This is a genomic window from Lysobacter sp. M2-1 (assembly GCF_022662495.1).
Classification (GTDB): Bacteria; Pseudomonadota; Gammaproteobacteria; order Xanthomonadales; family Xanthomonadaceae; genus JAKPBU01.
In genome coordinates this window covers 240,129-264,805 of record NZ_JAKPBU010000011.1, presented here as the reverse complement: position 1 = coordinate 264,805, position 24,677 = coordinate 240,129, and the positions used below count along the sequence as shown (strand labels likewise).

The following is a 24,677-nucleotide window of genomic DNA, read 5'->3' as shown; positions in this document are numbered from 1 at the left end:
ATTCCCGCCATCAGGCCCCGCGCTGTGCCGCCACGCGCCCACGCAGGGAATTGCTCATCGCCTCGGTGATGACGACATCGACGAACTGGCCGATCAGGCGCTTCGGTCCGGCGAAGTTCACCGAGCGCATGTTCTCGGTCTTGCCGGTCAGCTCGTTCGCGTCCTTCTTGGACGGTCCTTCCACCAATACCGACTGCACGCTGCCGACCATCGCATTAGAGATCCCGGCCGCGTGTGCGTTGATATGCGCCTGCAGCCGCGACAGGCGCGCATGCTTCTCCTCGCTGGAAACCTTGTCCTCAAGGTCCGCGGCCGGCGTGCCGGGCCGGCGCGAATAGATGAAGCTGAAGCTCTGGTCGAAGCCGACGTCCTCGATCAGCTGCATGGTCTTTTCGAAATCGGCGTCGGTTTCGCCGGGAAAGCCGACGATGAAATCGGACGAGATCGAGATGTCGGGCCGCACCGCGCGCAGCTTGCGGATCTTCTGCTTGAACTCCAGCGTGGTGTAGCCGCGCTTCATCGCCGCCAGGATCCGGTCGCTGCCGGACTGCACCGGCAGGTGCAGATAGTTCGCAAGCTTGGGCACGTCGCGGTAGGCGTCGATCAGCGAGTCGGAAAACTCGAGGGGGTGCGAGGTGGTGAAACGGATCCGGTCGATCCCTTCGATCTCGGCGATCGCGCGGATCAGCAATGCGAGGTCGGCCACGCCGGCCCCGGATCCGTCATCGGCGGGAGTGATCGGTCCGCGATAGGCGTTGACGTTCTGTCCCAGCAGGTTGACCTCGCGCACGCCCTGCGCGGCCAGCTGCAGCACTTCCACCAGCACGTCCTCGAACGGCCGGCTGACCTCCTCCCCACGGGTATAGGGCACTACGCAGAAGCTGCAGTACTTGCTGCAACCTTCCATGATCGACACGAACGCGCTCGGACCTTCGGCGCGCGGTTCGGGCAGGCGGTCGAACTTCTCGATCTCGGGAAAGCTGATGTCGACCTGGGGCTGGCCGGAGGCGCGGCGCGCGCGGATCAGTTCGGGCAGGCGATGCAGGGTCTGGGGGCCGAAGACCAGATCCACATACGGCGCCCGCTTCACGATGGCAGCCCCCTCCTGGGAAGCCACGCAGCCGCCAACACCGATCAGGACCGGGCGGTCGCCCTGCTTGAGGGCGCGCCAACGGCCTAGCTGGCTGAACACCTTTTCCTGCGCTTTTTCGCGGATCGAGCAGGTATTGACCAGGATCACGTCGGCTTCTTCGGCGATCGTGGTCAGCTCCAGCCCGTCGGATGCGGCCAGCACGTCGGCCATCTTGGCCGAGTCGTACTCGTTCATCTGGCAACCGTGGGTCTGGATGTACAGCTTTCCCCGGGCTGGCGACGGTGCTGCAGAGGCGGCGGAATCGGGGCGGGCACGGGCATCGCCCGTGGCAAGGTCGGTTGCGTTCATGTCGGTTCCGGGGCGCGGCGGTGATTCCGGGCCGGTGAGAGGCGGCGAGATTAGCAGACGCCTGCGGGGCATCTGATGCGGCCCGAACGCCCCGCGCGCTGCGCGGGCCCGCCAGCCGGGCCGGGGTTTCCGGAGACCAGAAAGTCGCGCCAGAGCGGCCACGGGACGATTCGGGGGTGCGAGAAGGCGTGTAACCGGTCACGTCCTGTAGTCGCACCGGCATGCGTTTCAGGATCAAGGACTTGGCAACAAGGGCGGACCGGGTGACACTCGCACCGATGGATGGGGGAAGGGGACTACTGAAGGCAGCCTGCCTGCTGGCCGCGATGCTGGCCGGACCGGCCGTGGCCGGAACCGTCTACCGCTGCGAAGGCAAGGACGGCATCCGCAGCTACTCGAGCAAGCGCGTGTCCGGCGCCAGCTGCACCGCCGTCAGCACGTATTCGGAACCCAAGCGCAAACGATCCGCCGCACCCGCGCCGGTCGTAACCCCGGGCGCCGGCGCGGTGACGGCGCCGAACGCGCCTGCGGCCAGCGCCACGGCCGCCGCCGCCACGCCTTCGACCCCGCGCAAGGCGCGTTTCGTGCGCATGGGTTCATCGACGATGTACTCCTACGTGGACGCCCACGGCGTGCGGAACTACAGCAACAAGCGCCCCAAGGGCGTGGCCAACGTCACGGTCAACCGGATCGAGTATCCGATCTTCGAGATGGAAACCTGCTACGCCTGCGGCGTGCAGTCCAAGGTCAACTTCGCCAGCACGCGTCTGAACACCGCCGCCTATCGCGCCGAAATCGCTTCGGCCGCGCGCGACTACGGGGTGGACGAGGCGATCGTGCGCGCGATCATCCACGCCGAATCCGCGTTCCGTCCCAACGCACTGTCGCGGGTCGGCGCCCAGGGACTGATGCAGCTGATGCCGGCCACGGCGCGGCGCTTCGGGGTGAGCAATGCCTTCGACGCCGGCCAGAACATCCGCGGCGGCGTGCAATACCTGTCCTGGCTGCTGAAGCGCTTCAACGGCAATCTGACCCTGGCCGCCGCCGGCTACAACGCGGGCGAGGGTGCTGTGGACAAGTACAAGGGCGTGCCGCCCTACAGCGAAACCCGACGCTATGTCGAGCGGGTCGGGGTGCTGGCCGACCGCTATCGCAGCACGCTCTCCGCTCAGTAAAGGGCCCGTGCGGAGGCCGGAGATTGTCGGCCGATTCAGCGTTCCGTTACACTTGATCGTCTTTGCGGCAGCCGTTCCGCCACCGCGCGCGCACGTCTGCCCGGCCTGTACACGCCCGTATCGCGGGCACGATTTCGGAGTGGCGGATGTCCAACGAAGGGGTGCTGGACCCGGCGGCCGCCGGCCAGCCCGACAACAAGCACGAACACCAGCCCGATAGCCTCGGGCGTCGGCGCTTTCTCACCGGGACCACGCTGGTGGTGGGGGCGGTGGGCGCGGGCTTCGCGGCGGTGCCGTTCATCAAGTCCTGGAATCCCAGCGCCCGGGCCAAACTGGCAGGGGCGCCGGTCACTGCGGACATCAGCGGGCTGCAGGAAGGCCAGCGCCTCGTCCTGGAGTGGCGCGGCCAGCCGATCTGGATCGTCAAGCGTTCCAAGGCCATCCTCGACATCCTGCCCACGCTCGACGGACGCCTGCGCGATCCGAAGTCCGAGAACAAGGACCAGCAACCGGCCTACATCACCGGCGAGGCGCGCTCGATCAAGCCGGACATCTCGGTCCTGGTCGGCCTGTGCACGCACCTGGGCTGCTCCCCGGAAATGGTCGCGGAGATCAAGCCAGAGCCGTTCGATCCGGAATGGAAAGGCGGTTATTTCTGCCCCTGCCACAAGTCCCGCTTCGACATGGCCGGCCGCGTGTTCCAGGGCGTGCCCGCCCCGACCAACCTGCTGGTGCCGCCGCATCATTACCAGAACGACAGCACGATCGTGATCGGCGTCGATCCCACGGGGGCCGCGTAAGCCATGGCGAACGTTTTCACCAAAGCGGCCGACGGCCTGATGGACTGGGTCAACGAGCGGGCCCCCGGCATGATGCCGGTGTACCGCAAGCACATGACCGAGTACTACGCGCCGAAGAATTTCAACATCTGGTACATCTTCGGCGTGCTCTCGATCGTGGTGCTGGTCAACCAGATCGTGACCGGCATCTTCCTGACGATGCACTTCAAACCGAGCGCCGCCGAAGCCTTCGCCTCGGTCGAATACATCATGCGCGACGTGGAGTGGGGCTGGCTGATCCGCTACATGCACAGCACCGGCGCCTCGATGTTCTTCATCGTGGTCTACATCCACATGTTCCGCGGCCTGATGTACGGCAGCTACCAGAAACCGCGCGAGCTGGTGTGGATCCTGGGCATGCTGATCTACCTGGTGCTGATGGCCGAAGCCTTCATGGGCTACGTGCTTCCCTGGGGCCAGATGTCGTTCTGGGGCGCGAAGGTGATCATCTCGCTGTTCGGCGCGATCCCGGTGATCGGCAACGGCCTGACCGAGTGGATCATGGGCGACTACCTGCCCGGCGATGCCACCCTCAACCGTTTCTTCGCCCTGCACGTGATCGCCCTGCCGCTGGTGCTGCTGCTGCTGGTGGTGCTGCACATCGGTGCGCTGCACGAGGTCGGCTCGAACAATCCCGACGGCATCGAGATCAAGAAGGGGCCGAAGGGCAACCGCTGGTCGCCGAGCGCGCCGGCCGACGGCATCCCGTTCCACCCGTACTTCACCGTCAAGGACGGGTTCTACGTCTGCGCCTTCCTGGTCATCGCCGCGTTCGTGATCTTCTTCGCGCCCGCGTTCGGCGGCTGGTTCCTCGAACACGACAACTTCACCGAGGCCAATCGCCTGGTGACGCCTGCGCACATCAAACCGGTGTGGTACTACACCCCGTACTACGCGATGCTGCGCGTGATTCCGCACAAGCTCTCGGGCGTGATCGTGATGTTTTCGGCGATCGCGATCCTGTTCGCGGTGCCGTGGCTGGACCGCAGCAAGGTCCGTTCGCACCGCTACCGCGGCTGGATGACCAAGGTCGCGCTCGGACTGCTGGCGGTGTGCTTCGTGTGGCTGGGCAAGATCGGCGCGGGTCCGGGCACCGATCCGGTCGAGACCCAGATCGGCCGGGTCCTGACGTTCCTGTACTTCGCGATCTTCATCACGATGCCGGTATGGACCAAGTTCGACAAGACCAAGCCGCTGCCGGAACGGGTGACGCTGCATGATTAAGAAATTCGCCCACAAGGCGGCGCTGGTCGCCGCAGGCCTGCTGGCGTCCCTGGCCCTGATGCCGGCCGCTGTGTTCGCCGCGGAAGGCGGCGCGCTGATGCAATCCGGTACCGACCTGGAGGACCGGGCCTCGCTCCAGCGCGGCGCGCAGCTGTTCATGAACTACTGCTCCGGATGCCATTCGCTCAAGTACCTGCGCTATTCGCGCATGGGCGAGGATCTGGGCCTGAGCGAAGACGAGGTGATGCAGAACCTCAACTTCACCGGCGCCAAGTTCGGCGAGCAGATCCAGGTGTCGATGCCGGCCGACGGTTCGGCCAAGTGGTTCGGCAAGGCGCCGCCGGACCTGTCGCTGATCAGCCGCGTGCGCGGCAGCGACTGGGTCTATACCTATCTGAAGTCGTTCTACCTGGACGAGTCGCGGCCGCTGGGCTGGAACAACACGCTGTTTCCCAACGCGTCGATGCCCAACCCGCTGTGGGAGATGCAGGGCCTGCAGCACGCCGAGTTCGGCGCACCCGATGCAACGGGTGAACGGCCGGTGGAAGGGCTGAAGATCGCGCAGCCGGGCACCCAGACGGGCGAACAGTTCGACCAGACCGTGCGCGATATCACCGCGTTTCTGGAGTACGCCGGCGAACCGGCCGCGCTCAAGCGCCAGGGATTGGGTGTGTGGGTCGTGTTGTTCCTGGTCTTCCTGACCTTCCTGGCGTGGCTGCTGAAGAACGAATACTGGCGCGACGTGCACTGACCGCATGTCCGACGCAAGCACCCGCACCCTGCCGGTGCAGGCTTCCCGAAAGGTCGCTGGCCGACCCGCTGCGCCCCCTGTGCGGATCGCGCAAAACCCCCTAGAGTGGGGCCGCGGTGCGGTGGCCAGCCAAACCGGGCGACCGCCCTGCGAGGGGCAGGCGGCGCCATCCGGCCGGCGCGTTCCGGCCCCTGGAGAAGCCCATGGTGGCGGTGAGTTCGCGTATGCGTAATACCCTGACGCTGTTTTCCTCGGTCGACGACGTGCTGTGCCACCGCGCGCGCCTGGTCCTGGCGGCCAAAGGAGTCACCTACGACTTCGTGCCGGTGGATCCGCAGAACCCGCCCGAGGATCTGATCGACCTCAATCCCTATCACTCCGTTCCGACCCTGGTCGAGCGCGAGCTGGTGCTGTACGCGGCCAGTGTGGTCAGCGAATACCTCGACGAGCGCTACCCGCATCCGCCGCTGATGCCGGTGGACCCGCTTTCGCGCGCGCGGCTGCGGTTGGCGATGCTGCGGATCGAGCACGACTGGGTGCCGCAGGTCCAGGCGATCCAGCTGGGCAACCGGCAGCAGGCCGAAGCGGGACGCAAGCGGCTCAAGGAGCTGCTGACCGCGTCGGTGCCGCTGTTCAAGGCCAGCAAGTTCTTCCTCAATTCCGAAATGAGCCTGGCCGACTGCGCCATGGCCCCGATCATCTGGCGGCTGCAGGCGCTGGACATCGCGCTGCCCAAGGACGGCAAGGTGATCGAGGACTATGGCAATCGCATCTTCCGCAATCCCGGCTTCGTCCGCAGCCTCACGCCGCAGGAGAAGCTGCTGCGCGAGCTGCCCGCGTAGACGTGGGGTCCGCATGACGATGCGGTTACGCAGTTTCCCGCTCTGTTCCCGATCGAACCCTGCCATGCGAGCAAGGGCGCGCACGCCATGAGCGAGGACGGCACGCGCATGACCAGCCATCGTCCGTACCTGCTGCGCGCGCTGTGGGAATGGATCGCCGACAACGGCATGACCCCGCACCTGCTGGTCGACGCCAGGCAACCGGGGGTGCGCGTGCCGGCGCATACCGTCAAGGACGGCAAGGTGGTGCTGAACATCGCCGACCGCGCCGTCGCCAAGCTGGAAATGGGCAACGACATGGTCAGCTTCAGCGCCCGCTTCGCCGGGGTGAGCCAATCGGTGCAGGTGCCCGTGACCGCGATCCTGGCGATCTACGCGCGCGAGACGGGACAGGGCATGGCGCTGCCCGAGGAGATGGGAGCTTCGCAGACGGCGTCCGCGCCGGAAGGCGGGGATCCGGAAGCGACCGAGCCTGGCGACAACGGGCCCGATGACGACACGCCGCAGCCGCCGAAGCGGGGCGCACATTTGCGGATCGTGAAGTAGGCAGAAACATGCCTCAGCGACGTAGACCGGGGCTATGTCCCCGACGCACCGTCGCGTCGACGACATATACGCGCGTCCCTACTTGCCGATGCGTCTTGGCGTCGGCCACGTCAGGCCGGCCTAGGTCCCTGCCGGGCGCATGTTCAATACTGCAGCCGCCTGCGCCGGCCCGCTGAAGGACACCAGTTCGCCGCCACGCAGCACCATGCGACCGATGTAACGGTCGCTGCCGTCGATCGAGTATTCGAACCGGAAACTGCGTTCGAAGCCCAGCCGGCCGTCGTGGCGCCGACGCAGGCGCAGGCCGTCCGCATGCACGGTCTGGTCCAGCCACTGCACGCCCGCGGCGCGGCAGGCATTGCGGCCCACCGCTTCGGCCCGCTCGGCGGCACCACGCGCAGCGCTCCAGTAGAAGAAGCCGGCGGCGAACAGCAGCATCAGGACAAGGAGCGTAGGCATGGGCCCAATATTGCCGCAGGCCGGCGCCTTCGCAAGTGGTTGCACCTGCCGACAAGCCGCGACGTGCCCCGTCGCTGCGTGCGGTGAGGTCTTACGCGGCGTTATGCGGATCTCGGGGCGTAGCGGTGACGACCCCGCGCGGCGGCACGCCCAGCTTCAGCGACAGATCGACCGCATGCACGTGCTTGGTCAATCCGCCGATCGAAATGCAGTCCACGCCGTCGGCGGCGATGGCGCGTACGGTCTGCAGGTCGACGCCGCCGGAGACTTCCAGCGGGATGCGTCCGTCGAACGGCGCGGCATGGGCGATGCGCACGGCCTCGCGCCGGCTGGGCGGGTCGAAGTCGTCGATCAGGATCCGGGTGCAGCCCTCGCGGAGCGCCTCCTGCAACTGTACGAGGGTTTCCACCTCCACGATCAGCGGCAGCTGCGGGTAGCGCGTACGCGCGCTGCGGATCGCCGCCGTCAGCGAACCCGCCGCACGCACGTGGTTTTCCTTCAGCATCACTGCATCGAACAGCCCGATGCGGTGGTTGACCCCGCCGCCCACCCGCACCGCGTATTTCTGCGCGATGCGCAGCCCCGGAATGGTCTTGCGCGTATCCAGGATCTGTGGATCAGGCGCCGGCGCACGCGCGCCGCGTACCGCGTCGACGTAGGCCGCGGTGACCGTGGCTACTCCGCTGAGCGTCTGCAGGAAGTTCAACGAAGCGCGTTCGGCGCTCACCAGCGAACGGTTGCGACCCTGCAGCGTCGCCAGCACGCTGCCCCGGGCGACGCGATCGCCTTCGCTGCAGGTCCATTCGATCCGTACCTCCGGATCGAGCGCGCGGTGGCAGGCGTCGAACCAGGGCCGTCCGGCAACGACGCAGTCCTCCTTGCACAGAAGGTAGGCGCTGTCGGCCGCATCCGGCAGCAGCTGGGCGGTGACGTCGCCGCTGCCCAGGTCCTCGCCCAGGGCACGGGCAACGTCGGCCTCGATCACCTCGGGTGGAGGCGCGAGTGGCATGCCCCGCGAAGGCACGCCGCTCACCCGCCAGGAAAGCCGGGCACCTGCGCGGTCGCGATGGCTTCCTCCACCAGCAGCACGGGGATGCCGTCGTCGATCCGGTAGACGGTCTTGCGGTCGCGGGTGATCAGGGCCTCGCGCAGCGGCTCGGCCTGCGGGCTGTCGTCGTTGCGTTTTACGGTGCCGCCGGCCACGGCGTGATTGAGCGTTTCGAGCGCGGCCTTCTCGAGCAGGGCCAGCGGCTGGCGCGTGGCGGGGCAGACCAGGATGTCGAGCAGCTTCTTGTCCATGCGGGCTTCGATATGGGCAGATCGCACGCGCGGTGGCGGATGCCATCCGGGCGCATGCGCGTCTAGAATACGTCTTTAGCGAGCGGGGACCATGATGGCAGGCAATCCCGAAGCGCCGGATGCTGGGACCGCACATGCCGGACCCGTACGTGTCGGCATCGTCATGGGCTCGCGCTCGGATTGGGACACGATGCAGCACGCCGCAGCGAAGCTGGAGGCGCTGGGCATCGCCCATGAAGTCCGGGTGGTTTCCGCCCACCGCACGCCCGATGTGCTGTTCGAATACGCCGCCTCGGCGCAGGCGCGCGGCCTGTACGCGATCATCGCCGGTGCCGGCGGCGCGGCGCATCTGCCCGGCATGCTGGCTGCGAAGACCGCGGTGCCGGTGCTGGGCGTGCCGGTGCAGAGCCGTGCGCTGAACGGACTGGATTCGCTGCTGTCGATCGTGCAGATGCCCGCGGGTATTCCGGTGGCGACCTTCGCCATCGGCCAGGCCGGCGCGGCGAACGCGGCGCTGTTCGCTGCGGCGATGCTGGCGAACGGCGACCCCGCGGTCGCCGCGTCGCTGGCCGGGTTCCGCGCCGCGCAAACCGATGAGGTCGTCGCCAACGACGATCCGCGCAAGTAGCGGCTCTGACGCATGGCGACGGTCGGCATTCTCGGAGGTGGCCAGCTTGCGCGCATGCTGGCGCTCGCCGGCGCGCCGCTCGGCCTGCGCTTCCTGGTGATGGACAGCGCGGACGATGCCTGCGCCGGCCAGTGCGCGCCGATGGTGGTGGGCGACTTCACCGATGAAGCTGCGCTGGCCGAGTTCGCCTCGCGCGTCGATGTGGCGACGTTCGATTTCGAGAACGTGCCGGCGCAAAGCGCACGCTGGCTCAACGAGCGGATACCGGTGTTTCCGGCGCCGCGCGCCCTGGCAGTGGCGCAGGACCGGCTCGCGGAGAAGAGCCTGTTCCGCGAACTGGGGATCCCGGTGCCGGAGTTCGTCGACATCACCTCGCGCGACCAGCTGGAAGAGGCGGTCGCGCGCATCGGCACGCCGTGCATCCTGAAGACACGTCGGCTGGGCTACGACGGCAAGGGTCAGTTCCGGGTCAGGGCGGCGACCGATGTCGGCGAGGCCTGGGAGGCGCTCGGCGCGCAGGCCACGACCGTCGGGCTGATCCTGGAAGCATTTGTGGCCTTCGACCGGGAGCTGTCGGTGGTCGCCGCGCGCGGGCGCGACGGTGAGTTCCGCACCTGGCCGCTCACCGAGAACTGGCATGTCGATGGCGTGCTGTCCGCGAGCCTGGCCCCGGCAATGGTCGACGATGCGCTGCAGGCGCGCGCGGTGGACTACGCCCGGTCGCTGGCCGAAGCGCTCGATTACGTGGGCGTATTCGCGCTGGAGCTGTTCTGCCACGACGGCGAACTGCTGGCAAACGAGCTGGCGCCGCGCGTGCACAACTCGGGGCACTGGACCATAGAAGGCGCGGAGACCTCGCAGTTCGAGAACCATCTGCGTGCCGTGCTCGGACTGCCGCTGGGCGACACGCGGATGGTGGGAGTGGCGTGCATGCTCAACTGGATCGGCGCCATGCCCGACGCCGGCATCGTACTGCGCGAAACCGGCGGCCACTGGCACGACTACGGCAAGGCGCCGCGGGCGGGCCGCAAGGTCGGGCATGCGACGCTGCGCGCGGAGACCCACGCGGAACTGGTCGATGCACTGCAGCGCGTCGGTGCGGCGCTGGGCCGTGAGTCGCAGGTCGCCCCGGTGGTCGCGAGGATGCTGTAGGAGCGCCTCTTAGGCGCGACAGGCGTTACCGCAACATCTCCGGTTCACGCTTTGAAGGCGTGGCGTCGTCCTTGCATTGACCGGGTCGCGCCTAAGAGGCGCTCCTACGAGCGACGGCCGGGCTGCCCCGGCCGTCGCTGGTTGCATCGAAGCGTGCGGTCCGCGGTCACTTCATGTTCGAAGCCACGAAATCCCAGTTCACCAGGTTCCAGAACGCCTCGACATACTTCGGCCGCGCATTGCGGTAATCGATGTAGTAGGCGTGTTCCCACACGTCGCAGGTGAGCAGGGCGGTGTCCTCGCCGGTGAGCGGCGTGGCGGCGTTGGGCGTGCTCGCCAGTGACAGGCTGCCGTCGGGACGCTGCACCAGCCAGGCCCAACCCGAGCCGAAGGTCTTGATCGCGGTGTCGGTGAACTGTTCCTTGAACTTGCCGAAGTCGCCGAACGCCTTGGCCACGGCATCGGCCAGCTTGCCCGAAGGTTCGCCGCCGCCGTTGGGGGACAGGCAGTTCCAGTAGAAGGTGTGGTTCCAGATCTGCGCGGCATTGTTGAACATCGCGCCCTGCGCCTTGCGGATGATGTCCTCCAGCGCCATGTCCGCGAACTCGGTGCCCTCAATCATCTTGTTGAGGTTGTCCACGTAAGCCTTGTGGTGCTTGCCGTAGTGGTAGTCGAGGGTCTCGCCGGAGATATGCGGTTCCAGCGCGGCGCGGTCGTAGGGCAGGGGAGGCAGTTCGATCGCCATGGCAGGGCTCCTGGTGGGCTAGGCGGGGGTGGGCGGGTCCGGGATCGGCGCCGGGTGTCACACGCAGCGCTTACAATGGGAGTTTACCCATTCGCGACGTTGCCGCGCCGTCAAAGGCCGCAACGCTGCATCGCAGGAGATATCCAGATGTCCGTAATGGAACGGATCCAGGCCGAAGTCGAAGGCCACCCGATCGTGCTCTTCATGAAGGGCACGCCACGCTTCCCGATGTGCGGCTTTTCCAGTCGCACGGTGCAGGCGCTCAAGGCCGCAGGCGCCGAGCAGCTGCATACCGTCAACGTACTCGAGGAACCGGAAATCCGCGCCAATCTGCCGGCGTACTCGAACTGGCCGACATTCCCGCAACTGTTCATCCACGGCGAGCTGATCGGCGGCTGCGACATCACGCTGGAGCTGTTCGAATCCGGCGAGCTCGCGCGCATCGTCGCGGAAACGCACAAGGCGTGAGCGAGGTGCCGGTCGACGCCGCCCCGCCGGCACTTGCCGGCAGGGTGATTCTGGTCGCCGGCGCGAACGGCGGGCTGGGCCAGGCGGCATCGCTCGCCTGCGCGCAAGCGGGCGCGCGACTGGTGCTGCTCGGGCGGCGCGTGCCCAAGTTGAACCGGCTCCTTGATGCCATCGAAAAGGCCGGCGCCGAGGCGAGCGCGTATCCGCTGGACCTGGAAGGCGCCGCGCCAGACGACTACGCACAGATGGCCGAGCGCATTGGCGCGGCATACGGCCAGCTGGACGGCGTACTCCATTGCGCCGCCGAGTTCCGCGGCCTGACGCCGCTGCTCCACACAGACCCGGCGGATTTCGCCCGTGCCGTGCACGTCAACCTCACCGCCCGCTGGTGGCTGACCCAGGCTTGCCTGCCGCTGCTGGAACAGCGCGATGATGCGGCGGTGGTCTTCGCGATCGACGACATCTCACGGGTGGGCGGGGCCTACTGGGGTGGATACGGCATCGCCCAGCACGGTCTGATCGGCCTGGTCCATATGCTGCAGGCGGAGCTGGCGCATTCCCCCGTTCACGTCAGCGGCCTGCAACCCGGCCCGATGCGCACGCCGCTGCGCGCGCGCGCCTACGCCGCGGACGAAGACCGGCACGCGCGCGATCCGGCGAACTACGCCGCGCATTGTGTCGCCCTGCTGTCGGCCGCCGGCGCCGTCCATCGCGGCAATGTCTGGGTGCCAACAGCGCCGTGACGATTGTTTCAGCCGCGCTGCTGCTGTTCCTGATCCTCGACCCGCTGGGCAATATTCCCGTGTTCCTGAGCCTGCTGCGCGGGATGCCGCCACAGCGGCAGCGACTGGTGCTGGCGCGCGAACTGCTGATCGCCCTCGCCGTGCTGCTGCTGTTCCTGTGGTGCGGCAAGTACGCGCTGGAGCTCATGCATCTGCGCCAGGAGTCGGTGTCGATCGCCGGCGGCATCGTGCTGTTCCTGATCGGTATCCGCATGATCTTCCCGCCGCCCGAAGGGCTGATGGGGGAGATCCCGGACGGCGAACCGTTCATCGTGCCCATGGCGATCCCGATGGTCGCCGGTCCGTCGGGCATGGCGGCGGTGATGCTGATGGGTAGCCAGGAGCCGGATCGGATGGGTGCGTGGAGCCTGGCCCTGCTGCTGGCCTGGGCCGCCACCGCCGCCATCCTGTTCTCGGCGACCCTGCTCTACAAACGCCTGGGCAGCCGCGCCCTGATCGCGGTCGAGCGGCTGATGGGCATGCTGTTGGTGGCCATCTCGGTGCAGATGCTGCTGGATGGGATCGCCACCTATCTGCAGCTCGCCCTGTCGCCCTGACCAACGATCAGGTACTTGGCCTCAAGACCTCGCGTAGGGCTTAAAAGTCAACCCGGCCAGATACTTACAGGTCCAACGTACGGTCACCGGGCTGTCATAAACGCCGGCTACCGTGTTAACCTGTTGTTAACTCCGGTGACGATCCATACGCCGGGGTAGGGGTTCCCCAAACGGTTACCGAAGCGTGGCGCGCAGATGCGCGCGCCTGCTGCCGCCATTCCTGTCTCGAGGCTAAGAAGCATGATCCGTCACAACCGTCTCCGGCTGTCCAAACTGTCGCTGGGTCTCATCGCCGTCCTCGCCACCGCGCCGGTCTTTGCGCAAAGCACGTCCGCCGGTGTCGGTGGCTTGGTCACCGGGGCCGACGGTCAGCCGGTGGCCGGTGCCGAAGTCACCATCACCCACGTCGAATCCGGCACGGTCAGCCGAGCCATCACCGACGCCAGCGGGCGCTACAACGCACGCGGCCTGCGCGTGGGCGGTCCCTACACGATCACGGTCGTCAAGGAAGGCGCAGGAACCGATACCGAAGACGGCGTGTATCTGGCGCTCAACCAGGTCAGCAACGTCGATGCGCAGCTTGCCTCGGGCGACGCCACCACCCTCGGTGCGGTCAGCGTGACGGCGTCTCGCCTTCTGGGTACCTTCAACGCGGACAACAAGGGCGTTGGCACCAACGTTAGCGGGCGCAAACTCGAGCTGACACCGCAGGGCAACCGTTCGGTGGACGACATCGCGCGCCTCGACCCGCGCATCCAGGTCACCGACGCCGGCGACGGCTCGATCTCGGTCGCTGGCGTGAACAACCGCTACAACACGATCTCGGTCGATGGCATGTCGCAGGGCGACCCGTTCGGGCTGAACGCCAACGGCATGCCCTACATCGGCTCGCCGATCTCGGTGGACACCATCGAGGCGTACGATCTGAAGATCTCCGACTACGACGTCGCTTCCGATACGGTCGGTGCCACGGTCAACGCCGTCACCAAGTCCGGCACCAACGAGTTCCACGGATCGCTCTACGGCGTGATGCGCGACGCCGACTGGATGGGCAAGCTCGACGGCGACGACTACGCCGGTTTCGATACCGACCGCACCTGGGGCGTCACGTTGGGCGGCCCGATCGTCAAGGACAAGCTGTTCTTCTTCGCATCGTACGAAGAGCAGACCATCAAGAACTTCGGCGGATCTTCCACTTCCGATGGCGTCGCCAATGGCGACGTGACCCAGGAAGACGTGGACCGCGCGATCGCCATTGCCACCAGCCTGGGCCTGCAGCCGGGCACCTACGGCTCAACCGGCGCCAACCTGGACATCAAGCGCTACCTGGCCAAGCTCGACTGGAACATCAACGACTACCACCGCGCCAGCCTGACCTACCAGCAGACCGAGGAGTTCCGTCCGACGCCCTACGATGCGTTTTCCGACACGGTCGTCCTGAGCAGCCACTGGTACAACATCGACAACGTCACCAAGAACACCTCGCTGCAGCTGTTCAGCGATTGGAGCGACAACTTCTCGACCGAGGTCAAGCTGAGCCAGCAAAAGTTCGACCAGGTCAATGGCAACCCCGTCGACCAGCCGGAAGTGGAAGTCGAGACCGCAAACGGCGGTTCGATCTTCATCGGCGAGGACAACAACCGCCATGAGAACCAAATCAACACCGAGCGCCTGTCCGCATCGGTGTCGGGCACCCTCTATGCCGGCGACCACACCATCAAGGGCGGCCTGGATTATCTGCGCCACGATGTGTTCAACCTGTACGGACGCGATCTGCACGGCTCTTACGTCTTCGAAAGCCTCGAGGACTTCGAAGCAGGCAATTACGACGTGTACAACCTGCGCACGCCGGCGCCCGGTTTCGGAATCGAGGACACGGCCGCCGCGCTCGTTTACAGCCAGGTCAGTCCGTATCTGCAAGACACCTGGCAGGTTACCGACAACCTGTCGCTGACCTACGGCGTGCGCGTCAACGTCCCGAAGGTCAACAAGGCTCCGGAGCGCGCACCGGGCTTCGAGGAAGCGTTCGGTTACCCGAACGACTTCAAGCTGGGCTCAGACAACAAGGTCGTCCTGCCGCGCATCTCGTTCAACTACCAGTTCGACAGCGACCTGTTCGCCCAGGTGCGCGGTGGATTCGGCGCGTTCCAGAGCGTGCCTCCGTTCGTGTGGCTGGCCAATCCGTACCAGAACAATGGTGGTGTCACGGCGCTGTCCTACCGCAGCTTCGATCCGGCCGATGCGCCGTTCAGTCCCGATCCGTACAACCAGAACGTCCCGACGGTCGGTAGCCCGTCGAACCAGATCGACACCATCGACCCGGACTTCAAGTTGCCTACCGTATGGAAGGCCAGCCTGGGCGTCGACGCCGAATTGCCGTGGTACGGCCTGATTGGCACCGTCGAACTGCAGGCGATCAAGGCGAAGGACGCGGTCCTCTATCAGGCCCTCAACATCGGCGAAGTGCAGGGTACGCTGGCGGACGGCCGCAACTACTACTACTGCGAGCTCGGCAGCCTGTCGAGCTCCAACAAGAACTGCGGTCGTAACCCCGATTTCAGCGCCATTTCCACCGTCATGCGCAACACGGACAAGGGCGGGTCGACGTCGGTGACCTTTGCCCTCGACAAGCCCATGGCCGATGGCTGGTACGCCAACCTCAGCTACACCGCCACCCACGCGACGGAAGTGGGTTCGGACGCAAGCTCGCAGGCATGGTCCAGTTATCAGTACGTGTCGCGTCTCAACCCGAACGAGGAAGTCGCGCGCACCGCCAGCCGCGAGATCGAGCACTCCGTGAAGGCTTCGATCGGTTGGGAGCATGCCTTCTTCGGCGACTACAAGACGAGCTTCTCCGCCTTCTACAACGGACGCAGCGGGCTGCCGTACACCTGGCTGATCAATGGCGATGCCAACGGCGATGGCATCTTCCAGGATCCGGCTTACATTCCGATGCTCAACGATCCGAACGTCAGCTACGGATCGGCGACCGCCGACCAGATCGCCGCGTTCAACGAGTTCATCAACAGCGACTCGTATCTGTCGAAGAACCGCGGCAAGATCGCGAGCCGGAATGCCGACCAGCTTCCCTGGGTCAATCAGCTCGACGTAGGCATCCAGCAGGAGCTTCCCGGCTTCATGAAGGAACACAAGTCGGTCGTTCGTCTGGACATCTACAACTTCCTTAACATGCTCAACAACGACTGGGGCGTGACCGAGGAAATCGGCGGATTCGATACCCGCTACCTGGCCCGTCTGGGTGGCATCAATGCCGATGGCACCTACGTGTACGACCTTGGCAGCCCCGACAATCCTTCGTGGCAGGACCTGCGTGAGTACGAGGGGCGGGTCCCGCGCGTCGTCTCGCGCTGGTCGGCGATGCTGACCCTGCGGTACGAGTTCTGATCCGATCTTTCCCGTGGCTCAAAAGGAACGGCCGGGTATTCCCGGCCGTTTCCGTTTCCGGTCCCGCGTGGGTTAGAGTCCCTGTCCGATGAACAAGACCAACGCATCCGTAACCTCTCCCAAGGGCCATATCGACATCGGCCTTCCCACCGTCGATGCGCACATCTATCCGCGCGGTGGGCTGGACATCCTGTCGCGCGAAGAAGTGGCGCGCCTGCGCGACGCCTCCACCGGGATGAGTGACCTGCTGCGCCGCTGCGCGCTAGCGGTGCTGACCAGCGGCAGCCACAGCGACGATCCGCGCGCGGCCCAGGAGCTGTATCCGGATTTCGACATCCACGTGCTGCAGCAGGACCGCGGCATCCGGATCGAACTGGCCAACGCACCGGCGATGGCATTCGTCGATGGGGTGATCATCCGCGGCGTCGCCGAACTGCTGTTTGCGGTGGTGCGGGACCTGGCCTATACGGCGATCGAACTGGCGCCGGAATTCGCGGCCGACCTGGAGACCTCGGCCGGCGTCACAGACGCGGTGTTCCGCCTGCTGCGCAATGCGCGCCTGCTGCAGCCGGCCGAACCCAACCTGGTGGTGTGCTGGGGCGGGCATTCGATCAACCGCGACGAATACGAGTACACCAAGCACGTCGGCTACCAGCTCGGCCTGCGCGGGCTGGATATCTGCACCGGCTGCGGCCCGGGCGCGATGAAGGGACCGATGAAGGGCGCCAACATCGCCCACGCCAAGCAGCGGCGGCGCCACACTCGCTACATCGGGATCACCGAACCAGGCATCATCGCCGCAGAGTCACCGAACCCGATCGTGAATCACCTGGTGATCATGCCGGACATCGAGAAGCGGCTCGAGGCCTTCGTGCGTATGGGTCACGGCATCATCGTGTTCCCCGGTGGCGTGGGCACCGCGGAGGAGATCCTATACCTGCTCGGCCTGCTGCTGCGCGAGGAGAACGCGCAGCTGCCGTTCCCGCTGGTGTTCACCGGCCCGACCGCGTCGGCGCCGTACTTCGAACAGATCGACCAGTTCATCCGCCTGACCCTGGGCGAGGCGGCGGCCTCGCGCTACGAGATCATCATCGACGATCCGGACCAGGTCGCCAGGCAGATGGTCGCCGGGATCAAGAAGGTGCGCGACTACCGCATCGCGCACAAGGATTCGTTCTATTTCAACTGGGCGCTCGACATTCCGTTCGATTTCCAGCAGCCGTTCGTGCCGACCCACGAGGCCATGGCCACGCTGGATCTGCACCAGGGCCGCAAGGCGCACGCCCTGGCCGCGGACCTGCGACGCGCTTTCTCGGGGATCGTCGCCGGCAACGTCAAGGAAGAGGGGCTGCGCAGGGTCGAGCAGTTCGGTCCGTATCGCATCCACGGCAACCCCGCCATGATGCAGGCGCTTGACGCGCTGCTGCGCGCGTTCGTGAAGCAACGCCGGATGAAGATCGCCGGTGAGTACCGGCCGTGCTACGAGATCGTGGCCTGATACGGGTGTTGTAGGAGCGCCGCTTCGGCGCGACCGGGATCTCCGATGTATTCCCGTTGATTTGACGCAGCCGACGCGATGGCTCGGTCAGTTGTTGCAGTCGGCGTCGCCGGACCAGAGGGGTTTGCCGCTGCCCGCTGTCCAGCTCAGCACAAGATTGCCGCAACGATCGCCTGTCTGCTTGCCCGTTGGCGTGGCTGTAATCGTATATGCCGTTTCCGATTCGCCGCTCGCGGTAATGGTGTAGTACGGCAGCGTAGGAATGGCACCCATCGTCGCCAGCTCGGTCGAGTCCGCGTAGCTGGGATTCTCCGCACGCCAACGTTCCTGGCGGAGCTGCAGCTCACCGACCGCGCTCATTGCTTCCGATCGCCGCCCCTTGCGCGACTGTTCCAGGTAGCTCGGGATGGCAATCGCAGCCAGAATTGCGACCACCATCACCACCACCATCAGTTCGATCAGCGTGAAGCCCCGTGCGCGCCGGCTGTTCATAACCTTATCCCCAGTGTCCCCCCGGATTCGCCAACGATACTAGCATCGCACCTGCGGTGTTGCGGCGCCCGTTGGCGCGTCCATCCATCCTGTTCGACCGCCCATCCCCCGGTGCCTTGCCCGGCGGGCCGCGTCGTCCTAGATTGCGCTGGGGACATCCTGGGGTATCTGCATGCAACTCGGCCACGCCCGCAAGGCCGGCGGTTTCACGCTCATAGAGCTGGTCGTCACGATGGTTGTGCTGGTGATTCTGGCGATGGCGGCGCAGCCGTCGTTGCGCGACTTCTTCGACCGCTACCGTCTGCGCGGGGCAGGCGAGGCGGTCGTCAGCCTGATCAGCAATGCTCGAGCGGAAGCGGTCAAGACCGATCTGGACGTCAATATCAACTTCACCGGCAGCGGCAGCACGTGGTGTGCCGGGGCGAATGCCGCGAGCCCGCCCAGCGGAGGCCAGCCGGCAGGCACGGCTGGCGAGTGCGACTGCACGAATACGGCCCAATGCATGGTGTCCGGCCAGAGGCAAGTCGTTGATGGCAGTGCCTTCAGCGGAGTGACTCTCACGACGTCCATGAGCTCGTTTGGCTTCGACAGCAAGCTCGGCACGGTGGTGCCGCTGGATGACGACTATGGCGTCACCCTTACATCGCCGAGTGGCCGCTACGACGTGGACGTTGCGGTAAACGCTCTTGGGCAGGCGCGTCTTTGCACCCCCAGCGGAGAGCCGACGATGGCGGGGATCCCGGTATGCTCATGATCAAGTCTCGTCCTAGCCGCGCCGCGATGGCTGGCTTCTCGCTGGTCGAGCTGATGGTCGGCAGCGTGATCGGCCTGATCGTGATTGGGGCAGTAACGGCGCTCGTTCTGTCGATGATGCGTTCCAACCGGCAGACCCTGCAAGCGACCCGGCTTAACCAGGAACTGCGGGCGACGCTTGCCGTCATCGCCAACGATATCAAGCGTGCGCGCAGCGTCGAAGACCCGTTCACCATCGCAACCGCAGCAGGCGGCAACCCGTATGAGGTGGTCGACTCCTCGACCGCAGGTTGTGTTCGTTATGCATACTCCGGTGGGCCTGGCGGCGACTGGCGCAGCATCCGGCGTGACACGACGAACCAGCGCCTCGTGCTCTCGGCCGGGTCCGCACAGGGCAACGCGACGTGCGCGACAACCGGGACTGAACTCGGGTCCGACCAGGTCCTCATCACCGCTTTCGATATCCAGCCCGCCGTGTCGAGCGCCACCGCGCGCAGGTACGACATCACGATCACCGGCCGCCTCAACGACCCGGATACCGAACTTTCCGGGATTACCCGGACCATGCGCCAGACGGTCTTCATCCGTTCCATCGGCGACGGCACCTAACGACCAGGAAACGACCATGCGCGTCAATCCTAATTTCGATCATCCGGGGCGCCAGTCCGGCGCCGTCCTGCTGGTGGCGGTGCTGTTGCTGCTGCTTGCGGGCGTGATGACCGTGTTCGCAATGAACGTCGGCTTGTTCGAACAGCGCAGCACCGGCAACGATCTGCGGGCCAAGGCGGTCAATGAAGTCGCCGAAGCCGGCCTCGCGCAAGGCTTCGAGTACCTGATGCGCCAACACTCCGAATTGCTGGAGGACGCTAGCCTATGGCAGAAGTGCACTGCGACGGATATTTCGTTTCCGTGCGGTGCGATTTCAGCTGCGCCGATCGACACCGATGGGGACGGAACGGCCGATACGGCGCGCAGGGCAACGATGTATCGCCTGCACGCGACCAGCCACACCATCCCCGGCCTGGACAATGCGCTTGCCAACTACATGCTCGAGCTTGAGGAGACGTCGAAGATCGACACCGCGGCAAACGGAGCAAGCGTTTCCTACGGCGTGGCACCGGTCGTCTGCTTCATGGCGCGCCCCGCGACGTCAGTGGCCAACCTGCCGATCCAGTGCGGCGCGCCGGGCGCCAGCGGCGTGACAGACCTGAAGGCGGTGACCTTCGTGAGCGTGGCCAAGATCCCGGGAGAATCGGCGAGCGCCACCCTGGTGCAGACGCTGGGCGAGTATCCGACGCTCAACGACCCGATGGGCAAGCCGCCCATCACCGCTTCGGGCAGCGCCGGTGTCACCGGTACGCTGCAGATCGTGACCAATCCCAACGCGGGCGGTCCGGGCGTGCCGGTGTCGGTCTGGAACCGCCTGAATATCACCAAAACCGGTACCACCAACACCTGCTACGCAGACGAGTTCTTCCGCTACACGCAGGGCAGCGCCAATCCGGTGCCCTACCAGGGGACGATACGCTGCGACGATTGCCGATGCGATGCCAACGGCGCGCCGGCCACGCTTAGTTACGACAACAGCGGCAATCTGCAGGCAGAGGGCATCGACATCCTGGACGTGGAAGGCGACTCCAGAGATCGCGGTACGGGGACCAACTACAACGTCAGGAGCGACCAGTACTCGTACCCGACCTGCGAGTTCCCGCCGGATCTGTTCCGCTTCGTCTTCGGCGTCAGGGCCTGGAATGACACCAACAACGACTGTTTCGGCGAAACCAAACTCGCCAACGTCGTCTACCAGAATCCGGACAGCGGTGCGACCGGCAGCGTCGGTCCGGACGAAGCGCACCTGTATGCCAATGCCGACAAGATCATCCCGGCCGATCCGTCGAATCCCAGCCCGTTGATCCGCGCCAGCCAGCTTGGAACCGCGGCGCTGCTTTCCTCATCCGCGACAGCGGGCCTGATCTGGTGCCAGGCGAACTGCGATATCGGCTCCAACGTCCAGGTTGGGACACCGGAAGCACCGGTGATCCTGGTGCTGGACCGCCCGGGGACCGGATCGGTGCGCATCCAGGGCGTCGTATTCGGCATGATCTTCATCCGTGAGACGGGTACGACGATGAACCCTGCTACAGGCAGCAGTGGGACCGGCGCCTGTCCCAGTAACTGCTCACTACAGATGAACGCTGGTGCGGCGATTTACGGAGCGCTGGTGCTGCAGGGACAGATGAACGTCAACGGTACATCGGCGGTCATCCACGACGCCACGGTGCTTCGCACCATCGCCGAGAACGAAGGCACTACGCCGGCAACCCTGCCGGGTGCCTGGAACGACCAGCGTTCGTACTGACGGACCGGAGCGCGAGACATGAGTACAACCAACAGCGGCACTGTCCTTCGTCCGATGCGGGGCTTCAGCCTGATCGAGGTGATGGTCGCGGTCGTCATTCTTGCGACCGGGTTGCTGGCCCTGGCCGCGCTGCAGGGGAGCCTCTCGCGTGCTTCCGCCGACGCCAAGGCGCGTGGTCGAGTGGCCGCGATGCTGACCGCGCGCATGGAAGATCTGCGGTTGCAAAGTGGGGGATTGACTGAAGGCGATGCACCGGAGGAGACGAGCACCACGGATCCATGCGGTGATGGCGACACGACCGATTGGCTCGACTGCACGCGCGCGGAAGCAAACCTCGGATCGCTGACGGTCAACCAGAACGTGACGACGTGGTCCGGCAGCGGCACGTTCACCGCCACGACCACGACCGATCCCGACATGGCCCAGTTCAGGCGCATTACCCTGACAGCGAACTGGACCGATGCGGCCAACAGCGGACATACCCTCACAACCCGCACCGATGTCAGCGCCCTGAGCCTGGTGACATCGCTGGTGCAGCAACCCGATGACTCGGAGTCCGGCGGCAGCAACCCGATCGTGCGTCAGGACAGCCCGGCTACGGCTGGCGTGATTCCAGTCGCGTTGGGCAACGGAGACTCCAGCGCGTCCTCGAACCCGAAACCTGAACTGGTCGGCAGAAACAACAATCAGACCATCGTCGGCACCCGCTTCAACGTGCTGACCTACACGCCGGAAACAGGCGACGCCGCCAGGATCCAGAAGCGGTTCGAAAACGACATCATCAAGTGCACCTGCCAGTACGGGGCAGGCGGCAACAACCTGCCGGAGATCTATCGCACGCCGCAATGGCCCGCGATATGGACGGGCGAACGCTACGACGTCTACGATCCGGACTCGTCGGCGGATGCTCCAGGCCAGACGCTGGCGGCGCCCGCCGGGCCCGCGAGTGGTGTCGAGCAGAGTGAGCTTTGCCAGGAATGCTGTCGCGACCACCACGACACCTCTGCGACCGGGGTGGCGAAGTTCGATCCGGAGCGGGTCAGCACCAGTGGGGAGAGCAACGGACGCGAGAAGTACAACCCCAATGGCAGCGGCACGCTTGTCCTGGCGAACACCACCAACGGGACTTACATCAATTCCTGCAGGCTGATCCGGGTGGATGGCTTCTGGCGTACCGCGGCGGACATGTATTCGCGCCAGTTCGGTTTGCTCGAAACCCAGCCCGTCAGTTCGGTGAGGGCCAAGTCCGGCCTGCCGACGACGGCTGCGACAACCGCCTACACCCAGTTCATCAAGGACTACGTGCGCGGCTACCAGACGACGACCGCGAGCAGTGGCAATGCCCCCGCCGGTGCGCAGGCGCTGTTCGACGAAACCGGTCGCGGCCTGAATGCCACGACCGTGCCGATCGCCGCGCCGAGCAATAGCGACTATCGCTATGTCCATGCACGCGGACTCTACATCGACTATCTCGAAGAGGATGCACGGCAGCGGATCGTCGACATTCTTGCCGATACCGGCGATACCGGGGCCTGTCCGACGGGAGGGCCGAACGCGGTTTCCGACGTGTCCGAATGCATCCTGCCGTATCTTCCCTTCACCACGATCAACATGACCGAGATCGCGACGTGGCTGGCCAGCGACGTGAACGTCCTGACGGTCAATAGCGGCAACCTGCTGGCGACCGATCCGGCTCAGCCGTCGGGCGGCCGAACCGTCGGCACATCCGTGGGCACGGCCAACAATACCGGTTCGGCGCGCAATTCGAACTCAGGGGTCGCCTTCAGCGAAGTGGTGGAGGGCGGGGTCGACCCGCTGGACGCCAGCGGCGAATCCTCCGATGCGCAGGAGTTCGAGGTCGGCGGCACCGTCAACGCAGGTCCGACATTCAACGTGCGGGTGACGGGCGGTGGCACCAACCCGTTCGTGTTCTTCACGCTGGGGACGGATCTCAATGTCGAGTGCACCAAGCCCGCGAGCGGCGACCACCGTTGCGTGACCGCGAACGGCACCGTGCTGCCGCAGGCCGGAACGGTCCGCGTTTCGCACTACTGGACCGAGGCAACGACATCGCAAAGCGTGACCACGGCCGTGTGCGACGGCACCAATGCAACCGATACGATCGCAGTGCCGACATTCCGTAACTACGCGGTCACGACGGCAACAATAGGCGCCACCAACGGCACGATCTCGCCCCCGGTCGATGACAACACCATGGCCGAGTACACGGACATCGCTTTCGGCGCGATCGCGGCCAACAACGTGGTGCAACTCACGCTCGCCGAACAGACCGGCAGCCCGACCAGCGCCACGATCTCGAGCTGCACCACCAACGGCGGCCACAACAAGATCCAGAACGTGCTTTGGAACAAGCCTTGGTGCCCAATTGTCGCGGGCAATCCGCTCAGCGGATGCAGGTCGTGAACGTTGACGTCATCGACAGGCGGCCGCAAAATATGCGGCCCCGCCCGAATAGCTCAGCCGGTTAGAGCACTTGACTGTTAATCAGGGGGTCGTTGGTTCGAGTCCAACTTCGGGCGCCAGACACCTCCAGAAGGCCAGCCGTACAGGCTGGCCTTCTGCTTTCCGGGTCCGCTCGCGTGCGTGGGAGGAGCCCCCAGCATTGGGTCGTGTCAGAGATCAGGGCGCATAAACGCAGTTATTCGCTGCATCCGCGGTCGGCGTGCCCTGGCGCAGCCGACCGCCGTTCGACATCACCAGGGTCGTGGCCCTGGACGGGCCGCGCCCGTCGCACAGGGTGAAGGTGACGTTGGAGCCGGCGTTGCCGCCATGGGGCTGGAACACCAGGCGGGTGCGGCCGGCGGTGCTGCGCATGCGGACGCCGCCGCCCAAGGCTTGCACGGTCCGCAGCAGCGTGTCGGTGGGGTCTCGCACGCGATCGCCGTCCAGGTCGGCGTAGGCGATCCAGCCGTGGCTCCAGTCGGTGCCGCCCGTGCAACCGGCCGCCGTGCCGGGGCAGGCCACGACCTCGGCTCCGGTGAGGACGGCATGGTTGACCGCCGCGAGCCAAGTGTCGAGGAAGGCCGCCTTCGCCGTGGCGGTGTGCACCTCCGCGTTGGCGTTGCGCAGCGCCGGGACGGCGATGCACGCGAGGATGCTGGCCACGGCCAGCACGATCAGGGCTTCGAGCAGGGTAAATCCGCGATTGCGCCGCATGTCCACGCTCCATGTGGGGAGGGCGCAGGATCGCGAAGACGCCTTGGCCAGCCCATCGGCGCAAGGCGCAGCGGGGCCTAGGAAT

The 24,677-nt window shown here is 65.8% G+C and carries 24 protein-coding genes and 1 tRNA gene; 18 read left to right on the top strand and 7 right to left on the bottom strand.

All coding sequences use genetic code 11. The annotated features are described in order from the left end of the window. Nucleotides 1–10 precede the first annotated feature (10 nt). A complete protein-coding gene (gene miaB / locus MC375_RS16475) occupies nucleotides 11–1,441 on the bottom strand; it encodes a tRNA (N6-isopentenyl adenosine(37)-C2)-methylthiotransferase MiaB (protein WP_277929531.1) in 1,431 nt (476 codons plus the stop codon). Nucleotides 1,442–1,767: 326 nt separating this feature from the next. Between miaB and MC375_RS16470 the strand changes: the two genes are divergently transcribed. From MC375_RS16470 to MC375_RS16445, 6 genes are all read left to right on the top strand, one after another. After that, complete coding sequence (locus MC375_RS16470; RefSeq protein ID WP_242104645.1) at nucleotides 1,768–2,616, top strand: lytic transglycosylase domain-containing protein; 849 nt, start codon at nucleotides 1,768–1,770, stop codon at nucleotides 2,614–2,616. A gap of 146 nt (nucleotides 2,617–2,762) precedes the next feature. Then, nucleotides 2,763–3,416: a ubiquinol-cytochrome c reductase iron-sulfur subunit gene (petA, locus tag MC375_RS16465; protein WP_242104496.1), complete on the top strand. Its 654-nt coding sequence runs from the start codon at nucleotides 2,763–2,765 to the stop codon at nucleotides 3,414–3,416. Between the two features lie 3 nt (nucleotides 3,417–3,419). After that, nucleotides 3,420–4,679 carry a cytochrome bc complex cytochrome b subunit gene (locus MC375_RS16460; protein WP_242104495.1) on the top strand — a complete coding sequence of 420 codons (1,260 nt, stop codon included), beginning with the start codon at nucleotides 3,420–3,422 and terminating at the stop codon, nucleotides 4,677–4,679. 58 nt (nucleotides 4,680–4,737) lie between these two features. Continuing rightward, nucleotides 4,738–5,430 (top strand): cytochrome c1, encoded by a 693-nt coding sequence (locus MC375_RS16455; RefSeq protein WP_242104644.1) that lies wholly within the window; start codon nucleotides 4,738–4,740, stop codon nucleotides 5,428–5,430. Between the two features lie 206 nt (nucleotides 5,431–5,636). Next, nucleotides 5,637–6,272, top strand: coding sequence for a glutathione S-transferase N-terminal domain-containing protein (locus MC375_RS16450; protein ID WP_242104643.1), 636 nt, complete (start codon nucleotides 5,637–5,639; stop codon nucleotides 6,270–6,272). Between the two features lie 87 nt (nucleotides 6,273–6,359). Next, entirely contained in the window at nucleotides 6,360–6,818 is a 459-nt protein-coding gene (locus MC375_RS16445; protein ID WP_242104494.1) for a ClpXP protease specificity-enhancing factor, read from the top strand. 120 nt (nucleotides 6,819–6,938) lie between these two features. Here the strand turns inward: MC375_RS16445 and MC375_RS16440 are convergent, their stop codons facing one another. From MC375_RS16440 to MC375_RS16430, 3 genes are all read right to left on the bottom strand, one after another. Continuing rightward, nucleotides 6,939–7,277, bottom strand: a complete 339-nt coding sequence (locus MC375_RS16440) for a DUF3301 domain-containing protein (RefSeq protein WP_242104493.1) — start codon at nucleotides 7,275–7,277, stop codon at nucleotides 6,939–6,941. A gap of 91 nt (nucleotides 7,278–7,368) precedes the next feature. Then, nucleotides 7,369–8,286 carry a carboxylating nicotinate-nucleotide diphosphorylase gene (gene nadC / locus MC375_RS16435; protein WP_242104492.1) on the bottom strand — a complete coding sequence of 306 codons (918 nt, stop codon included), beginning with the start codon at nucleotides 8,284–8,286 and terminating at the stop codon, nucleotides 7,369–7,371. 20 nt (nucleotides 8,287–8,306) lie between these two features. After that, nucleotides 8,307–8,576 (bottom strand): Trm112 family protein, encoded by a 270-nt coding sequence (locus tag MC375_RS16430; RefSeq protein ID WP_242104491.1) that lies wholly within the window; start codon nucleotides 8,574–8,576, stop codon nucleotides 8,307–8,309. 94 nt (nucleotides 8,577–8,670) lie between these two features. Between MC375_RS16430 and purE the strand changes: the two genes are divergently transcribed. Continuing rightward, complete coding sequence (gene purE / locus MC375_RS16425; protein ID WP_242104642.1) at nucleotides 8,671–9,204, top strand: 5-(carboxyamino)imidazole ribonucleotide mutase; 534 nt, start codon at nucleotides 8,671–8,673, stop codon at nucleotides 9,202–9,204. A 12-nt stretch (nucleotides 9,205–9,216) separates the two neighbouring features. After that, the gene (locus MC375_RS16420; RefSeq protein WP_242104490.1) at nucleotides 9,217–10,356 is read left to right on the top strand and encodes a 5-(carboxyamino)imidazole ribonucleotide synthase; all 1,140 of its coding nucleotides are present in this window, start codon (nucleotides 9,217–9,219) and stop codon (nucleotides 10,354–10,356) included. A gap of 166 nt (nucleotides 10,357–10,522) precedes the next feature. On the opposite strand, the gene MC375_RS16415 is transcribed toward MC375_RS16420, so the two are convergent. Further along, nucleotides 10,523–11,101 carry a Fe-Mn family superoxide dismutase gene (locus MC375_RS16415; protein WP_242104489.1) on the bottom strand — a complete coding sequence of 193 codons (579 nt, stop codon included), beginning with the start codon at nucleotides 11,099–11,101 and terminating at the stop codon, nucleotides 10,523–10,525. Nucleotides 11,102–11,248: 147 nt separating this feature from the next. Between MC375_RS16415 and grxD the strand changes: the two genes are divergently transcribed. The 5 genes from grxD to ppnN all read left to right on the top strand — a co-directional run bounded on the left by grxD (nucleotide 11,249) and on the right by ppnN (nucleotide 17,811). Next, nucleotides 11,249–11,569: a Grx4 family monothiol glutaredoxin gene (gene grxD / locus MC375_RS16410; protein ID WP_242104488.1), complete on the top strand. Its 321-nt coding sequence runs from the start codon at nucleotides 11,249–11,251 to the stop codon at nucleotides 11,567–11,569. Next, nucleotides 11,566–12,312, top strand: a complete 747-nt coding sequence (locus MC375_RS16405; RefSeq protein ID WP_242104487.1) for an SDR family NAD(P)-dependent oxidoreductase — start codon at nucleotides 11,566–11,568, stop codon at nucleotides 12,310–12,312. Before grxD ends, MC375_RS16405 begins: the two co-directional genes overlap by 4 nt. Beyond that, nucleotides 12,309–12,908 (top strand): YhgN family NAAT transporter, encoded by a 600-nt coding sequence (locus tag MC375_RS16400; protein ID WP_242104486.1) that lies wholly within the window; start codon nucleotides 12,309–12,311, stop codon nucleotides 12,906–12,908. The genes MC375_RS16405 and MC375_RS16400 overlap by 4 nt, the downstream gene beginning before the upstream one ends. A 240-nt stretch (nucleotides 12,909–13,148) precedes the next feature. Next, nucleotides 13,149–16,313: a TonB-dependent receptor gene (locus MC375_RS16395; RefSeq protein WP_242104485.1), complete on the top strand. Its 3,165-nt coding sequence runs from the start codon at nucleotides 13,149–13,151 to the stop codon at nucleotides 16,311–16,313. 88 nt (nucleotides 16,314–16,401) lie between these two features. Further along, nucleotides 16,402–17,811: a nucleotide 5'-monophosphate nucleosidase PpnN gene (ppnN, locus tag MC375_RS16390; protein WP_242104484.1), complete on the top strand. Its 1,410-nt coding sequence runs from the start codon at nucleotides 16,402–16,404 to the stop codon at nucleotides 17,809–17,811. 87 nt (nucleotides 17,812–17,898) lie between these two features. Here ppnN and MC375_RS16385 read toward each other — a convergent pair whose 3' ends face one another. After that, the gene (locus tag MC375_RS16385) at nucleotides 17,899–18,303 is read right to left on the bottom strand and encodes a type IV pilin protein (protein ID WP_242104483.1); all 405 of its coding nucleotides are present in this window, start codon (nucleotides 18,301–18,303) and stop codon (nucleotides 17,899–17,901) included. A 172-nt stretch (nucleotides 18,304–18,475) separates the two neighbouring features. Here MC375_RS16385 and MC375_RS16380 point away from each other — a divergent pair, with 172 nt between their 5' ends. The 5 genes from MC375_RS16380 (at nucleotide 18,476) to MC375_RS16360 (ending at nucleotide 23,958) form a co-directional block, all read left to right on the top strand. Further along, nucleotides 18,476–19,057, top strand: coding sequence for a prepilin-type N-terminal cleavage/methylation domain-containing protein (locus MC375_RS16380; protein ID WP_242104482.1), 582 nt, complete (start codon nucleotides 18,476–18,478; stop codon nucleotides 19,055–19,057). Next, nucleotides 19,048–19,665, top strand: coding sequence for a prepilin-type N-terminal cleavage/methylation domain-containing protein (locus MC375_RS16375; RefSeq protein ID WP_242104481.1), 618 nt, complete (start codon nucleotides 19,048–19,050; stop codon nucleotides 19,663–19,665). The genes MC375_RS16380 and MC375_RS16375 overlap by 10 nt, the downstream gene beginning before the upstream one ends. 16 nt (nucleotides 19,666–19,681) lie before the next feature. Next, on the top strand, nucleotides 19,682–21,415 hold the full coding sequence (locus MC375_RS16370; protein WP_242104480.1) for a hypothetical protein: 1,734 nt from the start codon (nucleotides 19,682–19,684) through the stop codon (nucleotides 21,413–21,415). A gap of 18 nt (nucleotides 21,416–21,433) precedes the next feature. After that, nucleotides 21,434–23,839: a prepilin-type N-terminal cleavage/methylation domain-containing protein gene (locus MC375_RS16365; protein WP_242104479.1), complete on the top strand. Its 2,406-nt coding sequence runs from the start codon at nucleotides 21,434–21,436 to the stop codon at nucleotides 23,837–23,839. Between the two features lie 42 nt (nucleotides 23,840–23,881). Continuing rightward, a tRNA-Asn gene (locus MC375_RS16360) sits at nucleotides 23,882–23,958 on the top strand. Between the two features lie 97 nt (nucleotides 23,959–24,055). On the opposite strand, the gene MC375_RS16355 is transcribed toward MC375_RS16360, so the two are convergent. Then, the gene (locus MC375_RS16355) at nucleotides 24,056–24,592 is read right to left on the bottom strand and encodes a GspH/FimT family pseudopilin (RefSeq protein WP_242104478.1); all 537 of its coding nucleotides are present in this window, start codon (nucleotides 24,590–24,592) and stop codon (nucleotides 24,056–24,058) included. Between the last annotated feature and the right edge of the window lie 85 nt (nucleotides 24,593–24,677).